Raw genomic sequence first — 18,032 nt, 5'->3', positions numbered from 1 at the left:
GCATCCTTGACGATACGGGGGACGAGGATTAGATGTTGAAAACGACATTCACTATCATAAAGAAAAATTCAAAGAACACGTCCGGGCCAGCCCCGGGGGAGGACAGCATGGATAGCTCACTATTCGACATTGTGGCCGTTGTGGTTTTGATTGCCGCTGCCGGCGGGTATCTTGTGTGGCGGTACACGAGCAAGAAGTCTTCGGGCTGCGGGTGCGGTTGCGACGGGTGCGATTCCGCATCCTCGTCCAAGAGCCTCGACAACCGGGGCGGTGGCTGCGGCGGGTGCGGCGGCTGCTAGGAAGGGTTGCACAGTGGTGCCGGGTCGGCGTAGCGTTCTGAATTATGACCAGCGAGCAGAAAGCAATGGATGAACAGCACAGTGAAAAGGAAAGCCTGAAGCGCATTCTTGCCCCGGTAAAGGGCATGCATTGCGCCGCCTGTTCCGGCCGCATTGAAAAAGTGGTGGGGCAGATGGAGGGCGTGGACAAGGCGTCGGTGAATCTGGCGGCCGAGACCATGGACGTGGCCTTCGACCCCGCCAAGCTCGACTTTTCCGACATTGCCGACCGCGTGAAGGGACTTGGTTTTGAAACCGAAGCGCCTCCGGACAACCGCGAGGTGACCCTTGCCATCAGCGGCATGCACTGCGCCGCCTGCTCGGGCCGTATTGAGAAGGTGGTGGGCCAGATGGAGGGCGTGGAAAGCGCCAGCGTCAGCCTTGCCGCCGAGTCCGGCGTGTTTGCCTTTGACCCGGAGGTCACGTCCCAGCGCGCCATCCGCGAGGCCATTGCCAAGCTGGGCTTTACGGCCACCCCCGCCAGCGCGGGGACGGATATGTTCGAGGAGCGCCAGCAGGAGGCCCTTGCCCGCCTCGCCGATGCGCGGCGGCGGCTGATTCCGGCCTTCGCCTTTGCGCTGCCGCTGCTGATCCTCTCCATGGGGCATATGTTCGGCATGCCGCTTCCGGCGTGGCTGGACCCGGCGCATTCGCCGCTGGCCTTTGCCGTGGCGCAGCTCGTGCTGACGCTCCCCGTGGTGTGGTCCGGACGGCACTTCTACTTGCGCGGATTTCCAAATTTGTGGCGGCGCTCGCCGGATATGGACTCGCTTATTGCCGTGGGCACGGGCGCGGCCCTCATCTACAGCCTGTGGAACACGCTGGAGATTGGCCTTGGCGTGAATCCCCACGCGCGGGCCATGGACCTGTATTTTGAGTCCGCGGCGGTGCTTATCGCCATGATTTCCCTTGGCAAATATTTTGAGGCGCGCTCGCGCATCAAGACCTCGGACGCCATCCGCGCCCTGATGCGCCTTGCCCCGGATACCGCCACCCTCGTGGACGAATCCGGCGAGCAGCGCGAAATTCCCGCCGAAGAGGTGGAAGAGGGCGATACCCTGCTGGTGCGTCCGGGCGAGCGCATCCCCGTTGACGGCACGGTGGTCTCCGGACGCTCCGGCGTGGACGAATCCATGCTGACGGGCGAATCCCTGCCCGTGACCAAGACTGATGGCGACACCGTGGCCGGCGGCACCATGAACACCTCCGGCGCGCTGACCATCCGTGCGGACCGTGTGGGGCAGGACACCACCCTTGCCCGCATCATCCGCATGGTGCGCGAGGCGCAGGGTACCAAGGCCCCCATTGCCAACCTTGCCGACACGGTGAGCTTTTACTTTGTGCCGACGGTTATGGCCATTGCCGTGGTGTCCAGCCTGGCGTGGCTGGCTTTTGGCGCGGTAGACTTCCCCTTTGCGCTGCGCATCTTTGTGGCGGTGCTGGTTATCGCCTGCCCGTGCGCCATGGGCCTTGCCACCCCGACGTCCATCATGGTGGGCACCGGGCGCGGCGCTGGCCTTGGCGTGCTGGTGAAGAGCGGTCAGGCCTTGCAGGCCGCGCAGGGCGTGCGGGCCATTGTCTTTGACAAGACCGGCACCCTGACCCACGGCACCCCCCGTTTGACGGACATCGTCCCCATCGGCGGCGCGGATGAGGCAGACGCCCTGCGCCTTGCCGCTGCGGCGGAAAGCTCCTCGGAGCATCCTTTGGCCACGGCCATCACAGCCCGCGCCAAGGAGGACGGCGTCCGCCTGCCGCGTGTGGAGAATTTTGAAGCCCTGCACGGACGCGGACTCTGCGCACAGGTGGAGGGGCATACTGTTCTTGTGGGCAACGATGCCTGCATGCGTGAGGGCGGAGTGGACGGTCTGGACGCGCCCGAGGTGGGCGAGAAGGCCGCGGCCCTTGCCGCAGAGGCCAAGACCGTTCTGCATATGGCCGTGGATGGCCGCATGACGGCGCTTCTTGCCGTGGCGGACACCATGCGCGAGGAAGCCCCGGAGGTGGTGGCGGAATTAAAGCGTATGGGCCTGAAGGTGGTCATGCTCACGGGCGACTCGGAAGAAACCGCCCGCGCCGTTGCCGCCAAGGTTGGCATTGATGACGTTGCGGCCCGCGTCCTGCCTGAGCGCAAGGCCGAGGTTGTGCGCGAACTGCAACAGCAGGGCCTGTCCGTGGCCATGGCGGGCGACGGCATCAACGACGCCCCTGCGCTGGCGCAGGCGGACTGCGGCATCGCCATGGGCTCTGGCATTGACGTGGCCGTGGAGTCCGGCGACATCGTCCTTGTGCGCGACAACCTGCGCAGCGTGCTCACGGCCCTGCGCCTGTCGCGCGCGGTGCTGCGAAATATTAAGCAAAACCTCTTCTGGGCCTTTGCCTTCAACTCCCTCGGCATCCCCATTGCCGCAGGCGTGCTGCACATCTTTGGCGGGCCTACCCTGAACCCCATGATTGCCGGGACGGCCATGGCCCTGTCCTCCGTGACGGTGGTCTCCAACGCCCTCCGGCTCCGGTTCTTCAACGACGCGGCGCGTTAGCGCGCCAACCCCGCACTGCACACCAAAGAACGGGCCGCCCTGCATCATGCAGGGCGGCCCGTTCGCGTTGAAAGAGAGGGCGTCTTCGCCCGCGTGTTCGTTTCTGCCCTACGCGGAGTGCACAAACGCCGCGCGGATGGGCGCGGCGTCATAGTCGATGTCATGGGCGGCGGTGAAAAAGCGCGCAGAGCGCGAGAACGGAGTGTCGAGCTTTTCGGCACATCGGGCGGCGTGAAAGGCTGGTGAGGCGCTACAGCGGCGTCCCGGCCGTGGCCGGGCGCGGCGCGTGCTGGCCGGATGCCTCTAGGTACTGCAGAAACACGTCCACGCATTCCGGGCACAGGTGCGAGCCGCGCGCGTCGTTGATGATTTCCAACACCCGGTCCTCGGGCATGGGGGCGCGGTAGGGGCGGTTGCTGGTGAGGGCGTGATAGATGTCCCCCACGGCGATGATGCGCGCAAACAGCGGGATTTCGTCCCCCTTCAGCCCCTGGGGATAGCCGGTGCCGTCAAGGCGCTCGTGGTGGCTCTGCACGGCGGGGATAAGGTCGGCAAGGGAGGGGATGGGGCGCAGGATATCCGCACCGATGGTGGGGTGCGTTTTGATGATTTCGTACTCTTCGTCCGTGAGCTTGCCGGGTTTGAGGAGCACGGAATCCGGGATGCCGATTTTGCCAAGGTCGTGCAGGCGCGCGGCGATTTCAAGGCTTTCCACCTGTTCGGCGGGCATGCCCATGGTGCGGGCCATGCCGGTGGCGATGCGGGCCACGGCCTCGGAGTGGCCGCGGGTGTACAGGTCGCGCGCCTCAAGGGCTTGAATAAGACTGGTGATGGAGGCCAGCAGCAGGCCGTGTTCGGACTGGAGGCGTTCCTTTTCCCGCAGCAGTTTCAAAAAGTTGTCCGAGAGCAGTTTTTCCGCCGTGTGCACAAGGTGCGGGGCGTTGAAGGGCTTGGGCACATAGGACGCGGCCCCGGCTCGGTACAGTCGCCGGATGGTGCCTTGGTCCGCCATGGAGGTCATGACGAGGAAGGGGATGGAATGCCACTGCGGATGCCGCTTGATGGTGGTGAGCAGTTCCATGCCGCCCATCTGGGGCATCTCAATGTCGCTGATGATGAGGTCTGGCGCGCCGTTGTCCGCAAGCCACTGCATGGCGGCGCGTCCATTGTTGGCCGTGGCAACGCGAAAGCCTGCCTGCGTCAACGCGTCGCTGACGCTGTGGCGGACAAGGGTGGAGTCGTCCACCACAAGGATAAGGCGGCCGCTGATGATATTGGCGCGGTCCAGCACGTCGCGGATGGCGCGGCGGAAGCCCTCGCTCCCGTCGGACTTGGGCAGGTAGCCGTCCGCCCCGGCGTGGAAGCCTTTGTCGATGGCTTCCTCACTGTCCTGCGAGCTGCAAATCACCACGGGCGTACGCGCGGTTTTCGGGTCCGCCTTGAGCTGCTGGCACAGGGTGTACCCGTCCATGCGCGGCATATCCACATCGGAAATGATGAGGTCGAAATGATCGGCGTGGGCCTTTTCCAGCCCCTCCTGACCATCGCGGGCCTGTGTGACCATTGCGCCAAGCTGGGTCAGCTCGTGCTGGATGGCCTTGCGGATAAGCAGGGAGTCGTCAACGACCAGAATTTTTGGAGTCGGCATGGATGTGCTGTAGGGCATTTTTGCCATCAGTGCAATGCCGGGCGCATGTAGAGTGTATCCGAGAGTTTGCAAGTGCTGCCGGATGTTTGCATGTGGCGGGCTTATTGAAACGCAATGGCATTTCCGCGCTGCGTGTACCAGATAACCCCCTCATGTGCGAGGAAGATGGCAAAGCCTACAAGGATGACGGCCATGCCGCGCAAAATGCCTGTGTACACCCGCGGCGTCAGCAGGCCGGAGGAGCGCGCCACGCCGTAGGCCACAGCCATCTTGGCCCCCACCATCACGGCGTAGAAGCTGACCACAACCAGCACAGGCCCGGTCATGCCCGTTTTCTGCATGGAGGTCGCCATGAGCGGCGTGCCGATGGTGAGCCAGAACAGGTACGGATGCGGGCTTAAGAGGTTCACCAGCGCGCCTTTCATGAGTGACCGCGGCGGACGGGCTGCGGGCGCAAAGCTGGGCATGGGCGTGCTCCACGTCTCGCGGGCGAGGTAGACCAGAAAGCCAGCGCCAATAAGGGAGACAACGCCAAGGCCTTTGGCGAGGCCGGGGATGGTGAGCTCCGAAGTGGCGCCGAGGGTGATGGTGCTGAGGACGTACAGGCAGCCCAGCACGATGGGCGAGTCCGAAATCAGTGGCGCAAGGGCCACGCGCAGGCCGGAGGAGAAGCCATTGGACAGGCTTTCCGTGACGACCAGCGTCAGCAGAGGGCCGGGGGCAAGCCCGGCGGCCAGCCCAAGGAGGGTGCCGGTGACGAGGAAGGAGAGGGCGTCGTATGTCATGGGCTAGTGGTGCGGTATTTTGCGCGCCTTGGCAAGGGCGGTCGTGTGCGCCGCGCGTCCCGCATGGCGCGGAGCATGGCGCGGAGCATGTCGTGTGGGCGGTTGTTCGTTGTGTTCCTAAACGGGATATCCTGCTGAGATATTGTGGGAAATTATGAACAGTGTGCCCGTTGGGGCAAAAAAGTCTCCCCGGCTTCGTGTGCCAAGCCGGGGAGAGTGACAGAGGGGAGTGTGGGAGTTGTCGGAGGTCTCTTTCGCTTCTGTTGTGCGTGCCGCTCTGCGGTGCTTTCAGGGGGTGGGGCGAACCTACGGGGGCACTGTGACGGGGCGGTGACGCCGTGGTGGAAAGTGTGTGTCGGCGTGACGTCTGGGGCAAAGTGTGCGGGGGAAAGGGCCGTTGTTTCCGCTGTTGGAGCCTGTAATGGCAGGCGTCACCACACGGCTGGCGTTGGGCATGCCGTGTGGTGATGCCTGCCGTATATTCCCTCCGGGGGGTTAAGGATTTTATCCTTAACAATCCTTTTATGGGGAGGGCATCGTGTGTGGTGGGGTGTCATGAACGGTTCGCCGCCGCCACAGGTGCTCTCTCGGTCAATCCGGAGCGCGGCCTGTGGCGGGGCGCGTTAGCGGATGCTTTGGATGAGCGATTCCAGGCGTTTGGCCTGCGTTTCGAGGGAGGCGATGGTTTCCAGCGCGTTGCCGGATTCCGTGGCCGTGGTGCGCGATATGGAACTGATGTCCTCCACCGCGCGGCGTATCTCCTCGCTGGCGGCGGACTGTTCGTCCCCGGCGGCGGCGATGGTGTGGATTTGGTCCGCCGTTCCGGCCACCAGCGCCACAATTTCCTGCAGGGCGCGGCCGGACTCTTCGGCGAGGGCTGTGGAGCGCGTGACGGCGTCCTCGGCCTTGGCCGTGGCCTCGCGGCTGGAAGCGGCGCTGGATTGGATGCTCGAAATGGACTGCGCCACATCGCGGGTGGCGAGCATGGTTTTTTCCGCCAGTTTGCGCACCTCGTCGGCGACCACGGCAAAGCCGCGTCCCGCTTCGCCCGCGCGGGCGGCCTCAATGGCCGCGTTGAGGGCGAGGAGGTTCGTCTGGTCCGCAATATCTTCGATAACGGTCATAATTTTCCCGATGCCCTCGGCGCTGACGGACAACTCGTCCATGGCCGCGCCGATGGCTTTGGTGCGCTGGTGCACCTCGCCGATGGCGGTGACGGCTTCTTCGACAATGGCGTTGCCGCCTTCGGCCTTTTCCCGCGCAATGGTGGCGCTGTGCGCTGCGTCCGAGGCATTCTGCGCGACATCCAGCGTGGTGGCGGACATCTGCTGCACGCTGGCCGCCGTGGATTCGGTGCGCCTGCTTTGGGTCATGGCGCCCTGTTCCATGCTTTGGCTGCGCCCATGCAGCTCCGTTGCGGCCTCGGACACTTGCGAGGCAATGCCCGCCGCCTGCTGGGCCACACGTTCCAGACTTTGCGTGTGTTCCTGAATGCGCTGTTCCTGCTCACGGATATGCGTCAGGTCGTAGTACATGGCGAAGGCCCCAAGGATGTCGCCATCAAGGTCGTATATCGGCGTTGCGCTAATGCTCACCTGTTTTGTTCCGCTGTGCGTGGCAAGGGCCTGCTCCTCGGCAAGGGCCGCGCGCTGGGCCAGGGCGCGAAGAGGGAGCGCCGCGTCAGCGTCCCCGCCGGGCAGCACCTGCTCCAGGGGCTGGCCGGTCAGGGCTTCTGGCTCCTGCGTACTGCCAAGCAGTGTCAGCGCGTGGGTGTTGATGAAGGCAAGGCGTCCCTGTGGGTCCAGTACAAGGCAGGGCTGGGCAATGCCGCTGAGTACTCCCTGCGCAAACCCAAGGCGTTCCTTCACCGTACTGAACATCTGGCGCACGCCGCTGGCCAGTTGGAGCATTTCGGCCTTGAACGTGCCCTCCAGCGTGCAGGAGAAGTCCCCCTCCGCCGTTTGGCGCAGGAAAGCCGTCACGGCGTCGAGGGGGCGGGTGATTTCCCGGCGGACAAAGAGGATGGTCAGCGCAAGGATGATGCATCCCGTCACAGCCCCAAGCAGCAGCGCGGCGCGGCGTAGGCGGCGGACCGGCGCAAAGGCCTCTGCGGTGTCCACCTCGGCCAAAAGCGCCCAGCTGAGGCCCTGCACCTCCACCGGCGTATACGCGGACAGGGTCTCCACGCCGCGAGAGTTCATGATGATGCGGGTGTCGGCCTCCCCGGCAAGGGCGGCGGTAGCGGCGTCTGTGGTGATGCGCGCCTTGTCCGGCGCGGCGTACACCGCTTTGAGGTCCATGGGCGTTGCCGTGTTGTGCAGCGAGGCCGAGCGCAGCAGGCCATCCGGCCCAACGATGGAGGTTTCTCCGGTGTCGCCCATGCCCGCGCGCCCGTTCATGATGGAACTCAGGCGGTCCACAGGCAGGCGCAGGGCGGCCACGCCCTCCACCGCGCCGGTATGGTCCAGCACGGGCGAGGCAACAAACATGGCCGGAGCGCCATCCAGCGCCGGGTAGGCGGCCATATCCGCAAAGGTGGTCTGGCCCTCAAGGGCGCGCTTCCACGCCGCGGCGAGGTTCGAGTCCCGAAGCAACGCCCCTTTGGCGAGGTCTTCACCAAGATCGCGCCCGCCCTTCACGGTATACAGGATGCGGCCATCGTCGCCGATGAGGTAGGCATCCGCGTAGCCCAGCTTGTGCACAAACGACGTAAACGCGCGCGACACATAAGCGGCCAGCTCCGTGTACTCCCCGGATGACACGTCCATGCGTTCACCGGCTTTGGCCTCGCCCCATGCGTAGTCGCGCAGCATGCCAAGGGCATTGTACACATCCTTGGACGACGCATAGATGCGCGCCTCGTCATGCCATGTGCCAAGCAGTTCGGTGACGGTTCGCTTGCGCGCGTCGCGCACCGAGGTCAATTGATTGAAGGCGGCGTCGGACAGGCTGTCCGTTGCCAGCTTAACGCTGTAAAAGCCCATGAGCGCCGTCGGCAGCAGGCCGACCAGCAGGCAAAACAGCACCAGCTTGGATTTTACACTCATATTCTCCCCCCAAGGTCATTGGAATGCCAGACTGGCAGCAGGAGCTATGGCGTAATACTGTGTGTAACGTATGGCTTTTCTGTGACGTTTCGGTAACATGGGAGGTGACGCGGCGCGACAAACGGCCAAACAGACCCGTAACGTCCGCACTTCGCCTTGCCCTGCTCCGCATTTTGCCCGTTTGTGGATGATGACAAATTGGCGACGAGTGGGTAGTCCTGTGCCAGAGGCGGCTTGACGCCGCGAATATGCAGTATAAGAAGGAGCCCCATGGCTAAACCGAAACCGCTTTCCAGCACCAGACTCCGGGCCGTCATGCCCCCGGAAAAGATCGCCTACGCCGACAGCCGAGAGATTCCGCAGTCCGCAGCCATCAAGCCGCCCCAGCCCCGTGCGCTCATGGGCCTTGAGATGGGCCTCGCCATCAGCGACCCCGGCTACAACGTCTATGTGGCCGGTGACCCGAACCTGGGCCGGACCTACATGGTTCGCCAGTTTCTGGAGCCGCGCGCGGCAAAGATGGACCGCCCGACGGACCTCGTCTACGTCTACAATTTTCAGGATCCTGACCGGCCGCGCATCATGCGCCTGCCCGCAGGCGGCGGCAAGACGTTCAAAAAAGCCCTCGACGCCGCCATCACGGACATCCGCCGCGAAATTCCCGAGCGCTTGGAGCAGGACTCCTTCGCCCGCAAGAGCGAAACGCTGCTGCGTTCCTTTCAGGACCGGCGCGAAGAAATGGTCCGTGAAATGGAAAAACGGGCCTCCGCCAAGGGTTTTGAGTTGGAGGTGGACGAGCAGGGCGGCATGAGCCTCTATCCCCTCGTGGAAGGCAAAGTCGTGTCCGAAATCGACTTCGACAAGCTCGACGTGGGGCTGCGCACCAAGCTCAAGAAGAGCGGCGATACCCTGCTGGCGGAGATGACAAAGAGCCTACGCCAGCTCACCCGCGAAGAGCGCGACTACCGCGAGGACCGGCGCAAGCTGGAACGCAGCGTCGTGGACGCCGTTCTGGACGTGCACCTGAAGCCCCTCGCCGACGGTTACGAAGACAGCGACGACGTCTCCGGCTACCTCAAGGCCCTGCGCGCCGATATTCTCGACAACATGGACCAGTTCCTGCCCGCAGACAGCGCGCCTGTCTCCGGCATGCAGGCGCTCTTTGACGGTGGCTCGCAGGTGGACTTTTTTGTGCGCTACACCGTCAACCGCTTCGTGGACAACTGCGACTGTTCCGGTGCGCCCATTATTTTCGAGAACCATCCCACCGTGGCCAATCTGCTTGGCAGCATTGAGCGGGAATCCGAAATGGGCGCGCTGTACACGGACTTTACCCTCATCAAGGCCGGCGCGCTGCACCGCGCCAACGGGGGCTTTCTTGTCCTGCGTATGGAAGACCTGCTGCAGGAGCCGCAGGCATGGGACGGCCTGCTCCGCGCCCTGCGCGCAGGGGTCAGCAAGATAGAGGACGCGCAGGAACGCGAAGCCATGCGCACCAAGGGCATTGAGCCAAAGCCCGTGCCCCTGTCCGTAAAGGTTATCCTCATCGGCACCGACGATATTTACGAGACCCTCTACGCCGTGGACGACCGCTTTCCCAAGCTCTTCAAGCTCAAGGCGCACATGCAGGACACCGTTCCCCGCAGCGCCAGCTCCATCAAGGGCTATCTGGGTGTCCTCGCGCGCATCATCCGCGACGCGGACCTTGCGCCCTTTGACAGCACCGCCCTTGCCGCCCTTGTGGATCATGCCTCGCGCATGGCCGAGGACCAGAAGAAGCTGTCCCTGCAGCTCCCCCTCGTGCGTGAGCTGATGATTGAGGCCTCAGCCCTTGCCCGCATAGAAAAGCGCGAGGTTGTCTCCAGCGACATCTTCGAGCGCGCCGCCCGCAATCGCGACTTCCGCGCCAACTACTACGAGGAAGAATTCCTCGGCGAGTACGACCGTCAGCTCATCAAGGTCGCCACCACCGGCGACGCCGTGGGCCGCGCCAACGGGCTCGCCGTAACCGCCTATGGCGGTTACGAATTCGGTCTGCCGCACCAGATTTCCTGCACCGTAGGTGTGGGGCACGGCGGCATTCTCGACCTGGAACGCGAAGCCGAACTCGGCGGGCCTATTCACACCAAGGGCATGATGATTCTCAAGAGCTACCTCACCGGGCTGTTTGCGCAGGACAAGCCCCTTGTCCTCACCGGCAGTCTCTGTTTTGAGCAGTCCTACGTCGAGGTCGAAGGTGACTCCGCGTCCGGCGCCGAGCTGGCCTCGCTCCTCTCCGCGCTCTCCGGCGCGCCCATCAACCACGCCTATGCCTTCACCGGCGCCGTCAGCCAGTCCGGAGCCATTATGGCCGTCGGCGGCGTGACCCGCAAAATCGAAGGCTTCTTTCAGGTGTGCAAGCGGCGCGGCCTGACCGGCAAGCAAGGCGTTATCGTCCCCAAGGACAACGTTGTGCATCTCATGCTCGGTACCGAAGTTGTCGAAGCCGTCAAGGCAGGCATGTTCCACATCTACCCCGTGGAGACCATCGAGCAGGCCATGGAGATTCTCACAGGCTTGCCCGCAGGCAAACGCCGCCCCTCCGGCAAGTTCCCCACCGGCACCCTCTACCGCCGCGTGGATGACCGCCTCGCCGAACTCGCCGAGCTTGCCGCCAAGAACCAGTGCGACGAATAGCCGCACTGTAAGGCGTCTCGCCATTGTGATGTCGTAACGCGCCGCTCCCAGAAATGGGGGCGGCGCTTTTTGTGCTCCGCAGGCCAAAGGGCCGTGGGCCCTTTGGAATCCCATTTGCGCACAGGCCGGGTGCCTTTATATGGCGCAGTCGTCACCCCTGACGTGCTCCCGTCCGTGTGGATGGGGAGTATTTTAATGGGGCGGAGTGGCGTTGCGGTGGAGGTGAGGGCCGGGCTTTTTATGCTCCGCAGGCCAAAGGGCCGTGGGCCCTTTGGAATCCCATTTGCGCACAGGCCGGGTGCCTTTGTATGGCGCAGTCGTCACCCCTGACGTGCTCCCGTCCGTGTGGATGGGGAGAATTTTTATGGGGGCGGCGGCGCTGTGTGAAAGGCGGTGAGAATCCCTGTTGGGGCGTGTGCAAGAAAAAAAGACAGAAGAACCCACCCCTATTTTCGGGGCGGCTTCCGCCCCGAAAAGCCTGGGGATTCTCAAGGGTATCATACCCTTGAGCCGCCGGAGGCATGCCTTTCTTCCCCAAAAACGACCTTCTTGGTAGGGTTTGACACAGCGTCCTCTGAGCGTTAGTTCTCCGGGCAACTGTTTACTAAGCAACAATTGGAATAACGATATGCAGAATTTGAAGGAGCGGCGCAAGACGTCGCCGGGGCACAAGGTGTCGCGTTTGGCGCGTCTTCTTGCGCTTCAGGTGGAGCGCACGGCGGCGCCGCTGGGTATTGGGCATGGTCAGGTGCCGTATATGTGCGAGCTGTTGTACCATGGGCGTTTGACGCAGGATGAGCTGGGGGCGCTGGTTGGCGTCAACCGTTCGGCCACGGCGCGGGCTGTGGCGTTGTTGGAGCGCAAGGGGCTTGTGAGCCGGTGCGAGAATCCGCAGAACAGGCGGCAGAAGTTTGTGTCGCCCACGGCGCGTGCCCGCGAGCTTGAGACGGCGTTTTTTGCTGTTTTGGATACGAATAATGAGGTGATGTTCCGCGGCCTGAGTCCGCAGGAGCGGAGCATGGCTTTGGAGCTTTTGGAGAAGATGGCGATGAATCTTGATGCCGAACTCCGAGGGGAGGGCGCGGCGTAATGGATACGACGGCGCAGACACGGCGCGGGGCGCTGTTTGCTGTGACGGCCACGCAGTTTGCTGTTCCGTTCATGGTTTCGGCTGTGGGCGTTGCGCTGCCTGTGATTGGCGAGGAACTCAGCGCCAGTGCGGTACAGCTTGGGCTTGTGGAGTCCGGGTATTTGGCTGCGGTGGCGATGATGATGTTTCCGTGCGCGAGGCTGTCGGACATGTATGGCCGGGGGCTGCTGTTTGTCAGCGGCGTGGCGATGTTCACGGTGATGTCGCTGCTGCTTGGCATGTCGCAGAGTATTGAGATGCTTATTGTGTTTCGTGTGATGCAGGGCCTTGGCGGCGCGGCGCAGGTGGCGACGGGTCTGGCCATCCTGACGGAGGTGTTCCCGCGCGAGGAGCGCGGCAGGGCGCTGGGGATTGCCGTCACGGGCGTGTATATCGGCTTGTCGCTGGGGCCGTACTTTGGCGGGCTTATCGCGACGCATTGGGGCTGGCGCTGGATTTTCTTTGTGGGCATCCCGGCGTGCCTGGTGGCGTTGTATATGTCCTTCCGCGGGCTTGATGTGCGTCTGCTGCGGGACAGGACGCGCCGGTTTGACTGGGGCGGCTTTATCCTGAGTGCGTCGGGCCTTGGCATGATGGTGCTGGGCAGCGCGGAATGGGAAGACATGGCGGGCAAGGCGTTGTTTGCGGCCTCGCTGGTGCTGCTTGGCGGCTTTGTGTGGTGGGAGCGGCGGCATGACAGCCCGCTTCTGGACATGGGGCTTTTTTTGAGCAGCCGGTCCTTTGCGTATGGCAGCGCGGTGCAGTTTATTAACTACGCGGCGACCTTTGGTGTGACGTTTTTGATGAGCCTGTACCTGCAGACGGTGCAGGGCATGACGGCGGGACAGGCCGGGACGATTCTGGTGGCGCAGCCGCTGGTTCAGGCGGCGTTGTCTACCACGGCGGGCCGCATGGCGGACCGCTGGCCGCCGCACCGCATTGCCACTGCGGGCATGGCTGTGGCGACGGTGGGCCTTGCTGTTGCCGCGGGCTTTGACGAGCACACGGCCGTGACTACGGTGGTGGGCATATTGATGCTGTTTGGAACGGGCATTGCGCTGTTTTCCGCGCCCAATACCAGCGTGATTATGGGGAGTGTTCCGCCGGAGCATTATGCCACTGCGTCGGCCATGACGGGCGGCATGCGCACCACGGGCATGACGGTGAGCCTTGTGTGCATCGGCATGTTTTTGTCTGTGTTTATGGGCGAGCACGCGGTGACGGTGGAAACGCACAGCATGTACTTGCAGGCGATGCAGTGGGCCCTTGGCTGCTTTGCCGTGGTGAGCGGTGCGGGCGTGGTGCTGAGTTTGCGCGCGCCAATGCCGCAGCGTGCTGACGAGGCCACAGAGTCGCGCGGGGCATGATGTGAAGAGATGAAAAGCAAATGGGGCGGGAGCCATATGGCTCCCGCCCCATTTTTGTAAGGCCCAGCCAACGTGGTGTTGGCTGGGCTTTTGTATGCTGGTAGCTGACGCGCGGGTTAGACGCGGCATGCGGCTTTGAGGTCTTCGGCGGCGTCGGTGCGCTCCCAGGTGAACTGGGGCAGTTCGCGGCCGAAGTGGCCGTAGCAGGCGCTTTCGGAGTAGATGGGGCGGCGCAGGTCGAGGCGCTTCAGAATGTGGTAGGGGCGCAGGTCAAAGACTTCCTTCACGGCCTTGGTGAGGATTTCGTCCGGAACCACGCCGGTGCCCATGGTGGTCACGAGGGTGGACACGGGCTGCGCCACGCCGATGACGTAGGCAATCTGCACTTCGCACTTTTCGGCCAGACCGGCGGCCACGATGTTCTTGGCGATGTAGCGGCCCATGTAGGCGCCGGAGCGGTCCACCTTGGACGGGTCCTTGCCGGAGAAGGCGCCGCCGCCGTGGGCGCCCATGCCGCCGTAGGTGTCCTGAATGATTTTACGGCCGGTGAGGCCTGCGTCGCCCATGGGGCCACCGATGACGAAACGGCCGGTGGTGTTGATGAACACGCGGGTCTTTTCGGGGTCCACGAATTCCTTGGGCAGGGTCTTGAAGATGACTTCATTGCGGATGCCGTCGCACAGGTCGTCGTGGGAGACGTCTTCATCGTGCTGGGCGGCGATGACGACGGTGTCGATGAACTTGGGCTTGCCTTCTTCGTAGACGAAGCTGACTTCGGTTTTGCCGTCGGGGCGCAGGAAGTCCAGCACGCCGTCCTTGCGGACCTTGGTCAGGCGCTCGGAGAGCTTGTGGGACCAGTAGATGGGGGCGGGCATCAGGGAGTCGGTTTCGTTGCAGGCGAAGCCGAACATCATGCCCTGGTCGCCAGCGCCCTGATTTTCGGGGTCTTCACGGTCCACACCCTGCGCGATGTCGGGGGACTGCTTGTCGATGGAGGAAATCACAGCGCAGGTTTCGGAGTCGAAGCCCATGTCGGAGCTGGTGTAGCCGATTTCGCGGATGGTGTTGCGCACGATCTGGGGCAGATCGGCGTAGCCCTTGGTGGTGATTTCACCGGCGATGAAGGCCATGCCGGTGGTGACCATCGTCTCGCAGGCAACGCGGGAGTTGGGGTCCTGCTCCAGCAGGGCGTCCAGTACGGCGTCGGAGATTTTGTCGGCGACTTTGTCGGGGTGACCTTCGGTCACGGATTCGGAAGTGAAGTGGTAGCGTCCGTTGCTGTGAACCATGAGTTCCTCCAAAGAAGTGAGTTACACCTGTTTGTTTTCAGGATTGATTATTCCACCGGATATAAGAACCTTAAACGAGTCTTCCACGCTCATGTCGAGGGTGATGAGTTCATCCTCGGGCACCATAAGGTAGAAGCCCGACGTGGGGTTGGGCGTGGTGGGCACAAAGATATTGATGACGCGCTTTTCCGTGCGGCGTTGCATCTCGCCGACGGCGGTTCCGGTCACATACGCGATAGCCCAAACTCCCTTGCGTGGATACTCCACCAGCACCACGCGTTTGAAGTCCTTGCCGCCACCATTGATGATGGTGGTCACAAGCTGTTTGACCGCGTGGTAGAACTTATTCACCAGCGGAATGTTATCAACGATGCGTTCACCAATGCCCATCAGCCAGCGGCCAAGGATGTTGCGGCCGAGCAGGCCGGCGATGAACAGGAAGATGAACAGGACAAGGATGCCAAGTCCGGGAACCTTGAAAGGCAAGTAGTTCTCCGGGCGGTAGGCCTGCGGGATGAGCAGGAGCACCTTGTCGCCCCATTTCATGAGCAGCCCAAGGAAAAACGCGGTGGCGGCCAGTGGCGTCGTCACGAGAATGCCCGCCAGCAGGTTGGCCTTGAGCGTATCTTTTATTGTGCGAGCGATGCGTTTGAGCACGGAAGCGTTCTCCAAAAAACAGTGCTAGGCGTCGGCCAGCAGCAGCGTGTTGTCCAGAAGCCGGGCCTTGCCGATGCGGACCGCGGTGGCCGCAAGGGTGGGACCGGTGAGGTCGTGAACGGGCTGAATGTTGTCCGGGTGGACCAGTTCAAAGTAGTCAACCTCGGCGCCGGGAATATGCTGGGCGATGTAGTCGGCGAAGGCGGCCTTAAGGGCGGCGGCGCTGCGTTCCCCAGCCTCGGCAAGGGCGGCGATATGCTGCACGCCCTTATTGATGTGCGGGGCCTGCTGGCGCTCCTGCGGGGTCAGGTAGACGTTGCGGGAGCTGAGGGCCAGTCCGTCGGCCTCGCGCACGATGGGGCGTCCGATGATTTCTGTGGGGATGAACAGGTCGCGCGCCATGCGGCGCAAGAGAGCCAGCTGTTGCCAGTCCTTTTGTCCAAAGACGGCCATGCTGGGCATGGCAAGGTGCAGCAGGATGGATACAATGGTCGCCACGCCGCGAAAATGTACAGGGCGCGAGGCGCCGCACAGATGCTGGGCCAGTGTGGGGACCTCCACCCATGTTGCGTGGTCCTCGGCGTAGATGGCGCGCGGGTCCGGGGCGAACAGCACGTCCACTCCGGCCTCCTCGGCAAGGCGGGCGTCACGGTCGAGGTCGCGGGGATAGGCGTCCAAATCTTCATCAGGACCAAACTGCGTGGGATTGACGAACAGGCTGACGAAGACGGTGTCCGCGTTTTCGCGCGCCCAGCGCATGAGGCTCAGGTGCCCTTCATGAAAAAAGCCCATGGTCGGCACCAGAGCGGTGGTGGCTCCTGATGCGCGCTCTGCCATGGCGCGTTGTTGAAAGGCGTGCGGATCGGTGATGATCTGCATATGTCGTGTTCCTCCGGCCCGGAACGTGTCCGGGTGAAACTGCGTGGTATAGAGAGCGGGCCAGTCAGTTGCCCTGTGGTTTCAGGGCGTTTGGGGCCGAATCTACCGCATGGTTGCGGCGGGCGTCCACCGTCTGGCCGTGGTGGAGCGCGGGCCAAAAAAAAAGACCCTCCCGAAGGGGAGGGTCTCATGAATCCAGGATTGTTGTCTCCATGGGTCCCTTTCGGGGCTGGCATTAGCACCTTGCCTTGATGGCAGGTTGCCGGGCGGTCGTCGGGCCAGATCCCTCGCGCCTCTCTGCATGATTCGTTGTCAAAGTGCCCGGCTAGTGCGCCAAAGCAGATAAAACGGTAGACGCCTTATTTTGAAAACGCAAGCGTTTTTCGTCTGTAGCAGGACACTTTTTCGTGGAATATCACGGGAGAAACCGCGAAAATCCGCACTGCACGGGCATCTGACGCTGTGTATACGTATTGTTCGTGCGTATGCACGGTTTGTGATGTACTGATGGGTGCGTCGTGGTTGTGTGGTCAATCAATTGTTACGCAAGAATGGTCCGGAAGGAGAGAAAAATGGCTTGCGGCAGAGCTTGATGCGGGTTTTGAGCGTTGCGTGCGTGGTACGTGGCGGTAAGGCGGGGGAGCGGCGCGGCAGGGCTTCTTAGTGTGTCTTTATAAATGAGGTAAAAGATGCGGCAGCGCGGGAGGTGCTGCCACTCGTACGTATTTACGGAATGCAATGCTGTGTCTGTTTCATGACATGTCGCCTTCGCGACGTTTTTCGCACATGGTGTAAGAGAGCAGAGTCGTAATTCTAGGGGGAAGATAGAGAGATAAAGGGGGAGTTACAGAGCCGTTCAATGGATGCAGAAAATCCCGGAAAGAGGGAAGTGGGTAGGTAGGAATTTCCCTCTCTCCTGGCGGCAGGCGGATCCGGTGTCCGCGGGGAGAAAAGAGCCTGTCTAGTCCTGCAGCGCGAGGGTGACGTTAAACGCCACGGCGTAGAAGTGGTGGAAGAAGTCCACGTACTCTACGTTCACGTTGTCGGGCACGTCGATCCGCGCGGGGGCGAAATTCAGGATGCCTTGGATACCAGCGTCCACAAGGTAGTTGCAGGCTCGCTGCGCGCGTTCCGGCGGCGTGGTGATGATGCCGACCTCAATGCCCAGCTCGTCCACCTTCTCTTTGAGGCGGCGGGAGCAGACAACCTCAAGGCCGGAGACAATTTCGCCGATCTTGAAGGGGTCGCAGTCAAAGGCGCCAACAATATGGAAGCCGCGCAGACGGAACTCGCGGTGATTGAGCAGGGCACGACCGAGGTTGCCAACGCCCACGAGGGCGCATTTCCAAACGCGGTCGACACCGAGCGCTTGCTTGATGCTGGTGATGAGGTCCTGCACGTAGTATCCCACACCGCGCACGCCAAACTCACCGAAGTAAGCGAGGTCTTTGCGGATCTGGGACGGATTGACATCACAGGTGCGGGCCAGAAGCTCCGAGGAGATGACGTTCTTGCCATCGCGCTGGAGGTTCTCAAGGACCTGAATGTAGACGGCCATCCTCTGGATAGTGGCTCTTGGAATGTGCTGACTTTTCACTTTTGTAGTTTTTCCGGGATTCATGTGAAATTTTTAACAAAAAAGTGGAAAAAGAAGGCCGCGCCGTGGCGCGGCCCTCA

General features: G+C 62.6%; 12 protein-coding genes and 1 riboswitch. Of the genes, 5 read left to right on the top strand and 7 right to left on the bottom strand.

The window, feature by feature from the left end:
- Positions 1-107 precede the first annotated feature (107 nt).
- Entirely contained in the window at positions 108-299 is a 192-nt protein-coding gene (locus ACI3L3_RS04635) for a FeoB-associated Cys-rich membrane protein (RefSeq protein ID WP_404843924.1), read from the top strand.
- 65 nt (positions 300-364) lie between these two features.
- A complete protein-coding gene (locus tag ACI3L3_RS04630) occupies positions 365-2,878 on the top strand; it encodes a heavy metal translocating P-type ATPase (RefSeq protein WP_404843923.1) in 2,514 nt (837 codons plus the stop codon).
- 250 nt (positions 2,879-3,128) lie between these two features.
- On the opposite strand, the gene ACI3L3_RS04625 is transcribed toward ACI3L3_RS04630, so the two are convergent.
- From ACI3L3_RS04625 to ACI3L3_RS04615, 3 genes are all read right to left on the bottom strand, one after another.
- Positions 3,129-4,544, bottom strand: a complete 1,416-nt coding sequence (locus ACI3L3_RS04625) for a response regulator (RefSeq protein ID WP_404843922.1) — start codon at positions 4,542-4,544, stop codon at positions 3,129-3,131.
- 83 nt (positions 4,545-4,627) lie between these two features.
- Positions 4,628-5,311 (bottom strand): LysE family translocator, encoded by a 684-nt coding sequence (locus ACI3L3_RS04620; RefSeq protein WP_404843921.1) that lies wholly within the window; start codon positions 5,309-5,311, stop codon positions 4,628-4,630.
- 623 nt (positions 5,312-5,934) lie between these two features.
- Positions 5,935-8,358 carry a methyl-accepting chemotaxis protein gene (locus ACI3L3_RS04615; RefSeq protein WP_404843920.1) on the bottom strand — a complete coding sequence of 808 codons (2,424 nt, stop codon included), beginning with the start codon at positions 8,356-8,358 and terminating at the stop codon, positions 5,935-5,937.
- A gap of 270 nt (positions 8,359-8,628) precedes the next feature.
- On the opposite strand from ACI3L3_RS04615, the gene ACI3L3_RS04610 reads away from it, so the two are divergent.
- The 3 genes from ACI3L3_RS04610 (at position 8,629) to ACI3L3_RS04600 (ending at position 13,530) form a co-directional block, all read left to right on the top strand.
- Positions 8,629-11,034 (top strand): Lon protease family protein, encoded by a 2,406-nt coding sequence (locus ACI3L3_RS04610; protein WP_404843919.1) that lies wholly within the window; start codon positions 8,629-8,631, stop codon positions 11,032-11,034.
- A 628-nt stretch (positions 11,035-11,662) separates the two neighbouring features.
- Positions 11,663-12,124 (top strand): MarR family winged helix-turn-helix transcriptional regulator, encoded by a 462-nt coding sequence (locus tag ACI3L3_RS04605; RefSeq protein ID WP_404843918.1) that lies wholly within the window; start codon positions 11,663-11,665, stop codon positions 12,122-12,124.
- On the top strand, positions 12,124-13,530 hold the full coding sequence (locus tag ACI3L3_RS04600; RefSeq protein WP_404843917.1) for an MFS transporter: 1,407 nt from the start codon (positions 12,124-12,126) through the stop codon (positions 13,528-13,530). The genes ACI3L3_RS04605 and ACI3L3_RS04600 overlap by 1 nt, the downstream gene beginning before the upstream one ends.
- A gap of 116 nt (positions 13,531-13,646) precedes the next feature.
- Here the strand turns inward: ACI3L3_RS04600 and metK are convergent, their stop codons facing one another.
- From metK to ACI3L3_RS04580, 4 genes are all read right to left on the bottom strand, one after another.
- Positions 13,647-14,819, bottom strand: a complete 1,173-nt coding sequence (metK, locus tag ACI3L3_RS04595; protein ID WP_404843916.1) for a methionine adenosyltransferase — start codon at positions 14,817-14,819, stop codon at positions 13,647-13,649.
- Positions 14,820-14,840: 21 nt separating this feature from the next.
- On the bottom strand, positions 14,841-15,476 hold the full coding sequence (locus ACI3L3_RS04590) for a DUF502 domain-containing protein (protein WP_404843915.1): 636 nt from the start codon (positions 15,474-15,476) through the stop codon (positions 14,841-14,843).
- Positions 15,477-15,500: 24 nt separating this feature from the next.
- Positions 15,501-16,355: a pantoate--beta-alanine ligase gene (panC, locus tag ACI3L3_RS04585; RefSeq protein ID WP_404843914.1), complete on the bottom strand. Its 855-nt coding sequence runs from the start codon at positions 16,353-16,355 to the stop codon at positions 15,501-15,503.
- Between the two features lie 207 nt (positions 16,356-16,562).
- Positions 16,563-16,663: riboswitch (SAM riboswitch) on the bottom strand.
- A 653-nt stretch (positions 16,664-17,316) separates the two neighbouring features.
- On the bottom strand, positions 17,317-17,976 hold the full coding sequence (locus tag ACI3L3_RS04580; protein ID WP_404843913.1) for a redox-sensing transcriptional repressor Rex: 660 nt from the start codon (positions 17,974-17,976) through the stop codon (positions 17,317-17,319).
- Positions 17,977-18,032 lie beyond the last annotated feature (56 nt).

It is taken from the genome of Desulfobaculum sp. SPO524 (assembly GCF_044987625.1).
In the GTDB taxonomy this organism is placed as follows: domain Bacteria; phylum Desulfobacterota; class Desulfovibrionia; order Desulfovibrionales; family Desulfovibrionaceae; genus Desulfobaculum.
Note: the sequence above shows the minus strand (reverse complement) of the source record. Positions and strands in the feature narration are given on the sequence as shown.

What these genes read in the sequence shown, in the direction of transcription:
- ACI3L3_RS04635 (WP_404843924.1), top strand. Translation starts at nt 108, where the DNA reads ATGGATAGCTCACTATTCGACATTGTGGCCGTTGTGGTTTTGATTGCC.
- ACI3L3_RS04630 (WP_404843923.1), top strand. Translation starts at nt 365, where the DNA reads ATGGATGAACAGCACAGTGAAAAGGAAAGCCTGAAGCGCATTCTTGCC.
- ACI3L3_RS04625 (WP_404843922.1), bottom strand. Translation starts at nt 4,544, where the DNA reads ATGCCCTACAGCACATCCATGCCGACTCCAAAAATTCTGGTCGTTGAC.
- ACI3L3_RS04620 (WP_404843921.1), bottom strand. Translation starts at nt 5,311, where the DNA reads ATGACATACGACGCCCTCTCCTTCCTCGTCACCGGCACCCTCCTTGGG.
- ACI3L3_RS04615 (WP_404843920.1), bottom strand. Translation starts at nt 8,358, where the DNA reads ATGAGTGTAAAATCCAAGCTGGTGCTGTTTTGCCTGCTGGTCGGCCTG.
- ACI3L3_RS04610 (WP_404843919.1), top strand. Translation starts at nt 8,629, where the DNA reads ATGGCTAAACCGAAACCGCTTTCCAGCACCAGACTCCGGGCCGTCATG.
- ACI3L3_RS04605 (WP_404843918.1), top strand. Translation starts at nt 11,663, where the DNA reads ATGCAGAATTTGAAGGAGCGGCGCAAGACGTCGCCGGGGCACAAGGTG.
- ACI3L3_RS04600 (WP_404843917.1), top strand. Translation starts at nt 12,124, where the DNA reads ATGGATACGACGGCGCAGACACGGCGCGGGGCGCTGTTTGCTGTGACG.
- metK (WP_404843916.1), bottom strand. Translation starts at nt 14,819, where the DNA reads ATGGTTCACAGCAACGGACGCTACCACTTCACTTCCGAATCCGTGACC.
- panC (WP_404843914.1), bottom strand. Translation starts at nt 16,355, where the DNA reads ATGCAGATCATCACCGATCCGCACGCCTTTCAACAACGCGCCATGGCA.
- ACI3L3_RS04580 (WP_404843913.1), bottom strand. Translation starts at nt 17,976, where the DNA reads ATGAATCCCGGAAAAACTACAAAAGTGAAAAGTCAGCACATTCCAAGA.